The sequence below is a fragment of the Sphingomonas xinjiangensis genome, assembly GCF_014199255.1.
GTDB classification, from domain to species: Bacteria; Pseudomonadota; Alphaproteobacteria; order Sphingomonadales; family Sphingomonadaceae; genus Sphingomonas; species Sphingomonas xinjiangensis.
This window is the reverse complement of the sequence record NZ_JACIJF010000001.1, coordinates 47,202-58,840: the sequence shown is the minus strand read 5'-3', so window position 1 is coordinate 58,840 and position 11,639 is coordinate 47,202. Positions and strand designations below refer to the sequence as shown.

The 11,639-nt window shown below is 67.3% G+C and carries 11 protein-coding genes; 3 read left to right on the top strand and 8 right to left on the bottom strand.

The features are described 5' to 3' along the window. Positions 1–2: 2 nt before the first annotated feature. The 7 genes from FHT02_RS00315 to FHT02_RS00285 all read right to left on the bottom strand — a co-directional run bounded on the left by FHT02_RS00315 (position 3) and on the right by FHT02_RS00285 (position 8,856). Positions 3–1,121 carry an AAA family ATPase gene (locus FHT02_RS00315; RefSeq protein WP_184084164.1) on the bottom strand — a complete coding sequence of 373 codons (1,119 nt, stop codon included), beginning with the start codon at positions 1,119–1,121 and terminating at the stop codon, positions 3–5. Positions 1,122–1,137: 16 nt separating this feature from the next. Continuing rightward, positions 1,138–2,730, bottom strand: coding sequence for a hypothetical protein (locus FHT02_RS00310; RefSeq protein WP_184083100.1), 1,593 nt, complete (start codon positions 2,728–2,730; stop codon positions 1,138–1,140). Beyond that, a complete protein-coding gene (locus FHT02_RS00305) occupies positions 2,727–3,830 on the bottom strand; it encodes an AAA family ATPase (protein WP_184083097.1) in 1,104 nt (367 codons plus the stop codon). The genes FHT02_RS00310 and FHT02_RS00305 overlap by 4 nt, the downstream gene beginning before the upstream one ends. A 2-nt stretch (positions 3,831–3,832) precedes the next feature. Beyond that, on the bottom strand, positions 3,833–5,347 hold the full coding sequence (locus FHT02_RS00300) for an XrtA system polysaccharide chain length determinant (protein ID WP_184083095.1): 1,515 nt from the start codon (positions 5,345–5,347) through the stop codon (positions 3,833–3,835). Between the two features lie 2 nt (positions 5,348–5,349). Continuing rightward, a complete protein-coding gene (locus tag FHT02_RS00295) occupies positions 5,350–5,991 on the bottom strand; it encodes an XrtA/PEP-CTERM system exopolysaccharide export protein (protein ID WP_184083093.1) in 642 nt (213 codons plus the stop codon). Between the two features lie 100 nt (positions 5,992–6,091). After that, positions 6,092–7,291: a pyridoxal-dependent decarboxylase, exosortase A system-associated gene (locus tag FHT02_RS00290; protein WP_184083091.1), complete on the bottom strand. Its 1,200-nt coding sequence runs from the start codon at positions 7,289–7,291 to the stop codon at positions 6,092–6,094. Next, entirely contained in the window at positions 7,288–8,856 is a 1,569-nt protein-coding gene (locus tag FHT02_RS00285; RefSeq protein ID WP_184083089.1) for an acyl-CoA ligase (AMP-forming), exosortase A system-associated, read from the bottom strand. The genes FHT02_RS00290 and FHT02_RS00285 overlap by 4 nt, the downstream gene beginning before the upstream one ends. A gap of 68 nt (positions 8,857–8,924) precedes the next feature. Here FHT02_RS00285 and FHT02_RS00280 point away from each other — a divergent pair, with 68 nt between their 5' ends. From FHT02_RS00280 to FHT02_RS00270, 3 genes are read left to right on the top strand one after another with little or no spacing between them, the layout of a single operon-like run. Then, on the top strand, positions 8,925–9,203 hold the full coding sequence (locus FHT02_RS00280; protein ID WP_184083087.1) for a phosphopantetheine-binding protein: 279 nt from the start codon (positions 8,925–8,927) through the stop codon (positions 9,201–9,203). After that, entirely contained in the window at positions 9,200–9,877 is a 678-nt protein-coding gene (locus FHT02_RS00275; RefSeq protein WP_246352112.1) for an alpha/beta hydrolase family protein, read from the top strand. Before FHT02_RS00280 ends, FHT02_RS00275 begins: the two co-directional genes overlap by 4 nt. Further along, positions 9,865–10,659, top strand: coding sequence for a hydrolase 1, exosortase A system-associated (locus FHT02_RS00270; protein ID WP_184083085.1), 795 nt, complete (start codon positions 9,865–9,867; stop codon positions 10,657–10,659). The genes FHT02_RS00275 and FHT02_RS00270 overlap by 13 nt, the downstream gene beginning before the upstream one ends. A 4-nt stretch (positions 10,660–10,663) precedes the next feature. Here the strand turns inward: FHT02_RS00270 and trxB are convergent, their stop codons facing one another. Then, a complete protein-coding gene (gene trxB, locus FHT02_RS00265; RefSeq protein ID WP_184083082.1) occupies positions 10,664–11,635 on the bottom strand; it encodes a thioredoxin-disulfide reductase in 972 nt (323 codons plus the stop codon). Positions 11,636–11,639: the final 4 nt, after the last annotated feature.

Genomic DNA, 11,639 nt, shown 5'->3' with positions numbered 1-11,639 from the left:
CGTCAGGCGGCAGTGCCGTGCAGCGACGCGATATCGGGACGGCTCGGCGTCGCGCCGGTTTCCACCCAGTCGACCAGCAGCGTCAGCACCCGGCGCAGCGCCGCGTCCTGCTGTTGCAACTGCTGCTCCAGCTCGCCGATGCGCCGGTTTAGCGCCGCGTCGCCGATTCGGCGCTCAAGGCGCTCCGGTATCGTCGCCGCAGAAGGCGCAGGCTCGGGCGTTGCCCGCGGCAGATCGACCGCGACCGGTTTGGCCTCGCGCTCGGGGAAGCGCTCCTCGAACGCCCTAGTCGGCACTGCGCGCAACGGCGCGGTGTCGCTGTCCAGGTCCGCGATCACCGCCGCCACGTCATGGCCGCTGAAGGTGTCGATCCGCTCGATCGCACCGAACAGCATCACGCGGCTCGCCAGCTGATTCAGCCGGCGCGGAACGCCGCCCGACCAGCGGTGCATCGACGAGATCGCGTCGTTGGTGAAGCGCGGCTTGCCCCGCCAGCCGACGCACGACAGGCGGTGGATCAAATACGGCTCGACCTCATCGGTGTCGATCGGCGCCAGATGATGCATCGCGATCACGCGCTGGCGCAGCTGCTCGAGGCGCTGATCGGACAGCGTCTGCCGGAATTCGGGCTGGCCCATCAGGAATATTTGCAACAGCGGGTAACCGCCGGCCTGGAAGTTGGAGAGCATGCGCAGCTCCTCCAGGCTGTCGATCGGCAGCGCCTGCGCCTCATCGACGATCAGCAGCGTGCGCCGTCCCGAACGCGCGACGGTATGCAATCCGCGCTCGATCGCCGACAGCATCTCGGCCTTGCTCATGCCGACACTGTCGATGTCGAGGCCTGCGCACACCATCCGCAGAAGATCGTCGGCCGCAATCTGAGTCGACACCAGCTTGAGCACATTCAGCCGCTCGCGGTCGATCTCCGCCAGCAAATGCCCCATCAGCGTGGTCTTGCCCGTGCCCGGTTCGCCGGTGATGACCACAAAGCCCTCACCCTGGCTCAGGCCATAGCCGAGATACGCCATCGCCTTGCGGTGCGTAGCCGTGTCGAACCAGAAATCGGGATCCGGCGTCAGCTGGAACGGCCGCCCGCTCAGTCCATAATGATCGTCGTACATCATGCTTTCCCGACTTTTAGAAACCGTAGCGCAGGCCAAGCAACGCCTGCGCCGAAGCGCTGGAGTCACCGTCCCGCTCGAAACCGAACATGCCGAGCGATGCGGTCGCCCCAAGCCGTCCGAACTGATGGGTATAGGCCACGTTCGCGCCCCAGCCGAGGACACCGTCCTCACCCAGACTGCTGTTATAATAGCTGGCGAGCAGGCTGCCGCTCAGCTGGCCATTGGCACCGACATCGCTCGATCCGAACAGCTGCGCATAGAAGCTTTCGTCGAACGATCCGGCGATAAGCGCACTGCCACCTTCGGACGGCGCCAGGAACGAGCGCCGCGAATAGCCGCCGCCCAGGCCCAGCGTCTTGCCGCCACGGTTGCGCACCGCCACCGCGGTGATCCCGCGCGAGCGGAACGCCGACGTCACCGACGACGCGAACACGTTGTTCAGGCATCCGCCTGCAGCAGCCCCCGTGGTGCCATAGATGCAGCCGCTGAATTCGTTGCCGAATGGATCGGTGGTCGTGTTGAAGCTGGTCGGCAGCCGCGACAAGGTGCCGTTCAGCTGCTGACCAAAGGTCTGCACCGAGTCGTACACGCCCACCTGGATGCCGCTGCCGGCGGCCATCTCATAGCTGAACGACCCGGTGAAGCTGTCCGAGTCATAGCGCCGCCCATAGCGTGCTTCCAGGAAGGTCCGGCGGCTGGGGCGCCAGATCACGCCCGCGTCCCAGAACACCCCGTCCAGGTCATAGGCGATGCGCCGCGGCGAAGCTGGATCGGTCACGAACCGCCCGGCATTGTCGCGCACCGGCTGCCCGGCCGCATTGCGCAGCGCGTCGCGCTGGCTCACTTCGATCTGTTCGTAGCCGACGCCGGCGGTCAGCGCGACCGACGGCGCCACCGGCACCACCACGTCGCCGCGGCCATATTTGCCTTCGAACCGCTGGTCGAGCTGCCCGGCATCCTCGCGGGTGTACGACCCGCTCACCGTCACGCCGACCGGCAAGACCGTGCCCGCCTTCACGCCGACGCTGGCGGTCGCGACATGCACCTTGGAATCGTCATACAGGTCCAGCGGCGTAGCGCCCGCTGCGACGCCGGTGCCGTTCGGCGCCTCCACCTTGGTATAGCCGAAGCGGTACGCCGCGTTGGCGAACGCCGGCCCGATATGCGTCGCGACGCTGGGCCCAACATAGCCGGAAAAGACCTGGCTGACGTTGCGGATATTGCCCTGCTGCGTGTTGAGAGCGTCGCCGCGCACATCGGCGCGGGTGCGCGTGGCAATGGCGCCGCCCTCTATCGTGACGCCCGGCGCCACCACCACATTCGCGCGCGCCAGGCCGCTATGCATGTCGTCGTCGGCCAGATCCTTGTCATAGGCGAAGCGGCGCTCATACTGATAGCTCACCTGCACCTCGACTCGGCGCGTCTGCACCGATGCGTCGAACCCTACGCCCAGCGTCGAATAAGTCAGCACGTCGCCGCCATCGCCCAAATCGGCGGCAAGCACCTGGCTCGCCTCGATATAGGGCGAGATCTGCGCGCGCTGCGCCCATGCGGGGTGCGCCGCCGCACTCGCGGCCAGCGCCACCAGGATCAGCTGCCGGCTCATTCCACCGCCTCCCCATAATAGCTGCCGAACCGCCGTCCACCCGGCTGGAACGACACCGAATTGAGCACCAGCTGAATATGCTCGCAGGCGTCGAGCGTGTTCACCGCCTCGCGCAGGTCGCTCTCGGTGGTTTCGTCGGCACGCACCACCAGCATCGCCTGGCCGACATGGAAGGCCAGCACCGAAGCCGGCGATGCCGCCAGCGCCGGCGGCGAATCGAAAATCACGATGCGGCGCGGATTGGCCGAGGCGAGCCCATCCAGGATCGCCCGCGCCCGGTCGCTCGCCAGCAGCTCGGTATCGTTGTTGCTCAGCGCACCCGCTGGCAGCACCGACAGCTGCGGCACGTCGGTCGTGAGGATGCAGCTTTCCACATCCGCCACGGCCCCGCTCAGCGCGTCGAGCAGCCCCGGTCCACTCGCCAGTCCCAAGCGCTCCAGCACATCGGGCTTGGCGAAGTCGGCATCGACCAGCAGGATCTCCATATCCTTCTCGGCCGCCATCGACAGCGCCAGGTTGATCGCACAGAAGGTCTTGCCTTCATTCGGTCGCGCCGAACATACCAGGACCATCCGCGCCCGGTCACCCGCTTCCGCCGTGCCCTTTGCAGCGACGGCCCGCGCGGTGGTGAGCAACTGGCGCTTCACCATCCGGAATTCCTCGGCCAGCGGCGTGATCGCCGCCCCCGGCACGATCATGCCATGCTCGCGCAGCAGCGCGCGGTCGATCGCCGACGCCCCGGCTTGGGGGATGTCGGGTGCCAGCAAGGCAGCATCGAGCTCGAGCGCGTCACTCGCCGCTTCCGGCGCCGCCACCGCCACAACCTCAGCCGCCGGCACAAATTCAGGCACTAGCGTCGGCTCAGGCACGGGCGGCGCAAAAGCATCGTCGCTCAAGAACGGCGACACATGGGCCGGCTCCGGCGCGACCGCCGCAGCCACAGGCTCCGCTAGAGCCACAGGCTCCACCGCGCGCACGTCAGGCGTCGCCCGCGCGGCAGGGTGCAACGGCGGCAGCGGCGGCATGCCCGCATAGTCGAACCGTCCCGCAGCGCGTTCCAGCAGCGATCCGCGAAGCCGACGAGGGGTATGATCGTTCATGCTCAGGCCCCCATGCCGCGCTGGATGAATTCGACGCTGAGCAGCCCGACAAACGCCACCAGCAGCGCCGCGAACCCGCCGGCGAACAGCCGCAGCTTGCGGCGGCGCATCTCGATCTGGGCAGCCGTCAGCACTTCCCCGATCGATCCGATCACCGGCATGCCGCTCGCCTTTTCCAGCCGCGACGCCGTCGGGAAGGTCGTCTGGAGCTTGGCCAGCGCGAACGCCGCCGCCACGCCCGCGCCAACCCCGACGAACAGCACCGCGGCAAGCAGCAATGGCCGATTGGGCTTGGCCGGTGCGCGCGGCTGGGTTGGCGGATCGACGACGTTGAACTTCACGGCGTCGCTGATGTTCTGCGCCTGCGCAGAAATCTTCACTTGCTCGCGGTTGGCCAGCAGCTTCTCATACTGGTCTTTCAGCACCTGATATTCGCGTTCGATCTCGCCTTGTTCGGCGGCGACGCCAGGGTCCTGCTGCATCTTCGACTGAAGTTGGGCCAAGTCGCCTTCGATCTGATTCCGGCGCTCGTTAAGCGCCGCCACGGTCGACGCCTTGTCGGCCTGCATCGACTTGAGCCCCAGATAATAAGGGTTCGACGATCCCGCCGCGCCGCTTCGCGCCATCGGCTCTCCGCGCGCCGCGGCCTGCGCCGCCGCAAGCTGGCTGTTCAGCGCCACCACATCGGGATGCTGGTCGGTCCACCCCTTGGCGCGCGCGTCGGCCAACTGCCCCTGGATCGTCAGCAGCCGCGCCCGCGCCGGGCCGGTCACCGTCTCGCCGGCGGCGCCGGGCAGGTTGGCGGGCGTACCCGCCATCTGGCCATTCACCGCGCTCAGGCTGCTCTGCGCCGCCGCCAGGTCCGCTTGGATCTGCGCCAGCTGCGTGCGCGCCGCGCTCACGCGCTCCTGCAACGATCCGGTGCCCGGCAGCGCGCCCAGATAGCGCGACTGGAAGTCCGCCCGCTTCGCCTCGGCATCCTGCAATTGCTTCTGCCGCTCGTTGAGCTGCGCGTCGAGGAACTGGAGCGACTGGCTGGACTGGTCACGATTGTCGGCAAGGTTGTCCTCGACGAAAATGTCGATCAACTTCTGGGCGATCTGCTTGGCCAGCGCCCCGCTCGACGCCGTGACCGTGATTTCGAACAGATTGTCCTGCTGTGCGGTCAGCTTGATCGCCTGCTGCAATCCGGCAACCCGGTCGGCGATGTCACGCTCGTTCGACACAGTGCGCGACAGGTCGGTGCTGCGCACGACCTTGTCCAGATTGACGGCCGAGGTCAGCGTCTGGCGAACCCGGTCGATATCCTTTTGCTGCTGCGCGGCGGTCACGCCATCGGTTGGCAGGATCTGACGCATCTGCACGAAGATTCGCGCCCGCGACTCATAACTGTTGGGCATCTGCGATACGACGAGCCAGCCGAGCAGGCACACGCCCCAGGCAATGCCCAGCGCAATCCATCGGCGCATCCACACCGCATGCAGCGCCGCGCGCAGTTCGTCGTACAGGCTGCCCATGGTTAGAACATGCTCTGCGGGATGATCAGCACGTCGCCGGGCTCCAGCTTGACGTTCGCCGACACGTCGCCATTCTTCAGCAGGTCGCCCAGCCGCACACGATACTCGCGCTGCTTGCCAGTTTGTCGGTCATGGCGCACCAGCCGCGATCGGTTGCCCGACGCGAACTCGGAAAGTCCGCCGACGGCGATCATCGCGTCCAGCGCGGTCATATTGGCCCGGTACGGGATTGATGCCGGCTTCTCGGTAGCGCCGACGACGCGGATCTGCTGGCTATAGGTGCCGGAGAAATTCTCCACGATCACCGATACGATCGGGTCCTTGATGAACTCGCCCAGCGCGATCTTCATGTCGTCGGCCAGCATTGCCGGGGTCTTGCCCACTGCCGGCATGTCGCTGATCAGCGGCGTGGTGATGCGGCCATCGGGGCGCACTTGCACCTTCGCGCTTAACTCCGGATTGCGCCACACGAACACGTTCAGCTGGTCGAGGGGACCGATCACATATTCGTCGCTCGGCACTTCGCGAGTCGCGACAAAGGTCGCCGGCGGCAGCTCGGGTCCGCTGCCCGCTGCGCAACTCGACAGCACGGTCCCGATGACGCCAAGCGCCGCTGAAACCCTGCCCAACCGATACAACGCCATTGTCCGAGCTCCCTTCCATGCGGCTCGATCGCGGCCATTATGTCGGCCGCATTTCCGCGTGGATCAGCTCTGGCTATGCGCTCGATAGGTAAAAATACTGTTAGGTGTGCGGGATGCCGGCCAGCACTTCCCGAACCGGCGCATGTCCCAGAAACGCCGCCGGGCTCGCGGACGCGCCATAGGCGCCCGAAGCGAAGATCGCGATGACGTCACCCACCTCCGCGCGCGGCAACGCCACCTTGTCCGCCAGCCGGTCGAGCGGCGTACACAGCGGCCCTACCACGCTGACGATTTCTTCCGCCCCGTCCTGCATACGATGGGCCACCGCGACGGGATAATTGCGCCGCACGACCATGCCGAAATTGCCGGTCGCGGCCAGATGTTGGTGCAAGCCGCCGTCCACCACCAGGAACGTCTCGCCCTGGCTCTCCTTTCGGTCGATCACCCGCGTCAGATAGACGCCGGCCTCCCCGACCAGATAGCGGCCAAGCTCGACGGCGAACTGCGTGCCCGCAAAGGTCGCGGCGGCCTGCGCCAGCGCCGCGCCCACCGCCGCCACATCGACCGGCGTGTCACCCGCGAAGTAAGGAATTCCGAAACCGCCGCCCACGTTGACCAACGGCGGCACCGCGCCAGCCTCGTCGCTCAGCCGCCGCGCAAGCGCGATCGTCGCCGCCTGCGTCTCGATGATCGCAGCGGTGTCCAGCGACTGCGACCCAGCGAAGATATGGAACCCGCGCCAGTCCGCGCCCGCCGCGATCAGCCGCTTCACCAGCGTCGGCACGCGCGCCGCGTCGATGCCGAACGGCGAAGCCCGCCCGCCCATTCGCATGCCCGATCCGCGCAATTCGAAATCCGGATTGACTCGCACCGCCAGCTTAGGCGTGGCGCCAAGCCGCTCGCCCATCGCCAGCGCGCGCTCCGCTTCGCCCTCGGACTCGAGGTTCAGTGTCGCGCCGGCGGTGATCGCCGCTTCCAGTTCGAAGTCGCGCTTGCCGGGACCCGCAAAGCTGACCGCCTCGGCCGGCTTGTGCCCCAACGCGCGCGCCAGTTCCCCGGCCGACGCCACGTCCAGCCCATCGACCAGCGGCGCAATCCCGGCGAGCAGCGCCGGCAGCGGGTTGGCCTTGATCGCATAATGCAGCGCGACTTGGCTGGGCAGCGCTGCCCGCAATCCCGCGATCCGCGCCGCCACCACGCCGAAGTCATAGACATAGGCCGGGGTCACCTCGTCCAGCCACGGCAGCGCGGAAAAATGACGAAACTCCGGCGGGATCGGGCCAAAAGCCTTGGAGTTCATAACCCGCCTCTCTCCGTTCGGCCTGAGCTTGTCGCATGCCCGTCGGTTTCTTGCCCCTCGCCCGCAGTACCGGCCAGAGACACTTTCAAGGCAGCCCGATCCACTTTGCCGTTCGCGTTCCTCGGCAACGCCTCGCGCCATTCATATCGCGCCGGCTGCATGAAGCTCGGCAGCTCGCGCCGCAGTCGGGCACGTAGCGCGTCCTCGCTCGCGCCGTCGCCGCGCGCTACCACGACGATAGCGTGTCCCAGCCGCTCGTCGGCAATCCCGATCGCAACCGCCTCGTTGGTCTCGCCACCCGAGAGCACCGCTTCTTCCACTTCGGTCGGGCTGATGCGGTTACCCGCCGACTTGATCATCTCGTCGTCACGGCCGACGAAGCGCAGCAGCCCGTCTTCGCCCTTGACCACCGTGTCGCCCGACCACACTGCCATGCCGCTGCTCCGCGCGAAAGCCGGAGCCTGCCGAAAACGCTGCGCCGTTCGTTCGGCGTCTTGCCAATAGCCCTTCGCCACCAACGGGCCGGCATGGACCAGTTCGCCTGGCTCACCCGCAACTGCTTGGCTGCCGTCCGGCCGCACCACCAGGATCTCGGCAAAGGGGATCGCTCCCCCGATCGAATCCGGGTTCGCATCGACCAGATCGGGGTCGAGATACGTCGAACGAAAGGCCTCGGTCAGTCCGTACATCGGGTATAGATCGGCCTGCGGAAATCGTTCGCGCAGCCCGCGCACCATGCGCGGCGTCAGCGCGCCACCGGAATTGGTTATCCGGCGAAGCTTGGACGCAATCTCAACAGGCCACTCCGCCTCCAGCAGTTGCACCCACAAGGGCGGGACCCCGGCCAGTGTGGTGACGCCGTACCGCTCGACTGCCTTCACCACATCGCGCGCGGTCAGATAATCGAGCGGAGCGACCCGCCCACCCGCTGCCCAGGTCGAGAATAGCTGATTCTGCCCATAATCGAAGCTGAGCGGCAGCACCGCCAGCATGCTGTCCTCAGATTCGATCTTAAGGTAGTGCGCTACGCTGATGGCGCCGAGCCACAAATTGGCATGACTTAGCATCACACCCTTGGGCCGCCCGGTAGAACCAGAGGTGTAGAGGATTGCCGCCAGTGTTTCGGGGTCGGCGTCCGACGGCGGCAGCATGCCCGTGCCCGCGAGTTCACCCTCCACCAGAACCCGGCAGTCGGGCGGCAGATCACCAGCCTCGAGCGCCTCCAACCGCGCTGGCTGAGTCACCAGCGCCCGCGCGCCGCTATCGGCCAGGATATGTGCCACCTGCCCACGCTTCAGCACCGGGTTGACCGGAACATGCACCAGCCCCGCTCGCGCCGCCGCCAGCGGCATCACGCACGCCGCGCGGGTCTTGGGCAGCCACGTCGCCACCCGCTCACCGGCGCCCAGCCCAAGCTGCGACAGCGCGTGCGCCGTGCGCCCGACCTGTGCCTCCAACCAGGCATAATCGAGCGTGCCCGCGCGGTCCTGCAATGCCACGGCACCGGGCGCGCCACGTGCCGGCAGATGGTCGATCGGGCGGGGAACGGGATCCAGGGCGATCATCCCGCCACCCTTAGCCTTGGCAGCGCACCCGCCAACCCTTAGGGCAGCGAAAAATAGCACGCAGGGGAATGGCATTGCAGCGTGAAGGGTTTGCCGAGGTCGAAAAGGCAGTGCGCGGAGTCCTGCGCGATGTGCTGGGGCTCAGCGAGGCGCGGGTCGCTGCGTTCGACGAAAGCACACCGCTGTTCGGCGCCCTGCCCGAACTCGATTCACTTGCGGTCGCCGGCGTGCTTACCGAACTTGAGGATCGGTTAGCCATCCTGATCGAGGATGACGAAGTCGATGGCGACATGCTCGAAAGCTTCGGCGCCCTGACGCGCTTCGCCGCGGACAAGGCGCTGCGTTGATCGACTGGTACGACTGGTCCGGTGGCCGCGAAGCGATGCTTCGCTTCGGCCCCGCCACTGGCCCGGTCGTCCTCGTCGCGCTTCCCTTGTTCGAGGAAGCCAACCGCACCCGCACCTTCGCGGCCGCCCTTATGCGGCTGTTGGCGGGACGCGGCATCGCCTCTGCTCTGCCCGACCTTCCTGGCACCGGCGAAAGCCTGACTCAGATCGAAGAAACCACGCTTTCGGAAATGCGTGCCGCGATGGGGGCGGCGGTCGATCATCTCGGTGCCCGGCGAGTCCATGCCTGCGGCATTCGCAGCGGCGCGCTGCTCGACCCGCACGCCTTCGTCCGTGCGCGCTGGCACTTCTCCCCGGTCGAGGGCGAAGTCCTGATGACCGAACTGCTCCGCATCGCCCAGGCGGGCAAGTCCAGCCCGGCGAGCGACGACGCCCCCATGCTGGTCGGCGGCAACCTCCTGACCGCCGCCATGGTTGCCGAACTCAAGGCCGCTACCACCGACGCCGATCCCGGCCCGCTCCGCATCGTCCGCCTCGACAGCGATCCACGTCCCGCCGACCGCAAGGTCCCGGGCGTCCCCTTGTGGCGCCGCGCCGAACCCGGCCATGATCCAGCACTCGCCGCATTGCTCGCCGACGACATCGCTGCCTGGGTGCGCGCATGCGAAGGCTGATCGCCTTTCGCTGCAATGGCGCCACGCTGGTGGGCACGCTCGACGAGGCGCCAGGCCGCACCGGCCTGCTGATCGTCTCGGGCGGCAACGAACTGCGCATGGGCGCGCATCGCGGCATGGCCCGCCTCGCCCAGCGCTCGGCCGAGGCCGGGCACCCCGTGTTCCGCTTTGACCGCCGCGGCATCGGCGACTCGGAAGGTGAAAATGACGGCTTCGAAAGCAGCTGCCCCGACATCGCCCACGCCGCCGCTGCCTTCCGCAGGGCCGCGAAGCTCGACCGCCTGGTCGCCTTCGGCAATTGCGACGCCGCCACCGCACTCATCCTCTTCCACGACCGCGCCGCCATCGACGCGCTGGTCCTCGCCAATCCGTGGCTGGTCGAGCCGCGACAGGACGACCTTCCCGCACCCGCCGCTATCCGCGCGCACTACGCCGCCCGGCTGAAGAATCCGCGAGAATGGCTACGCCTGCTTAGAGGTGGCGTGGATCTCGCCAAGCTGTTGAGGGGCTTGCGAGCATCTGCTCCGATACAATCAGAGGATGATGGCTTAGCTGCCCGCGCGTCCCGCGCCCTGCGCACGGCTGTGCCGGCGCGCTTCCTGATCGCCAGCCGCGATCACACCGCTATCGCTTTCCTCCACGACTATCGCAGCAGCCGCTTCGACGCAGTACGTGGCCGCACTCCGATCGAACAGCGCGACACCGCCAGCCACAGCTTCGCCGGCGAAGGCGACAAGGACTGGCTATTCACTCAGCTCCTCGCCGCGCTCCAGCCCGGCTAGCGCCTCACTCCGCCGCTTCGGCGATCTGCTCGAAATCCGCTTCGGCCAGGAAGCGCTCGGCGTCCAGCGCCGCCATACAGCCGGTACCGGCCGCGGTGATCGCCTGGCGGTAATGCTTGTCCATCACGTCGCCGCACGCGAACACGCCGGGCACGCTGGTCCGGGTCGTGCCCTTTTCGACGGTGATATAGCCGTCATCGTCCAGCGCGATGTGCCCGCGGAACAGCTCGGTCGCCGGATGATGCCCGATCGCCACGAAGCCGCCATCGACCTCCAGCGTCGACAACTCGCCCGTCACCGTGTCCTTCAGCTCGATGCCGACCAACCCCTCAGGCATGCCGCCGCCGATGAAGCGCTCCACCTTCTTGTTCCACAGCGTGCTGATGCGGTCATTCGCGTGGAGCCGCTGCTGGAGGATCTTCTCGGCGCGCAGCGAATCGCGGCGGTGGATCAGCGTCACGTCATGGCTGTGGTTGGTCAGGTACAGCGCTTCCTCGACCGCGGTGTTGCCGCCGCCGATCACCGCCACCTTCTTGCCGCGGAAGAAGAAGCCGTCGCACGTCGCGCACGCGCTCACGCCCTTGCCCTTCAACAGCTCCTCGCTGTCCAGCCCCAGCCAGCGCGCCTGCGCACCAGTGGCGATCACCAGCACATCGCCCAGATAGATCGTGCCGCTGTCGCCCACCATGCGGAACGGCCGCTGGGACACGTCGACCTCGACGATCGTGTCCCACAGCATCTGCGCGCCGACATGCTCGGCCTGGGCCTGCATCTCCTGCATCAGCCACGGCCCCTGGATCACTTCGCGGAAGCCGGGGTAGTTCTCCACGTCGGTCGTGGTCATCAGCTGCCCGCCCGGCTGGATGCCCTGCACCACGATCGGCGCCAGCCCTGCGCGCGCGCCATAAATGGCGGCGGATAGCCCGGCGGGGCCCGAACCCAGGATCAGCATGCGCGTGGAGTGAGTGGCGGTCATCGTT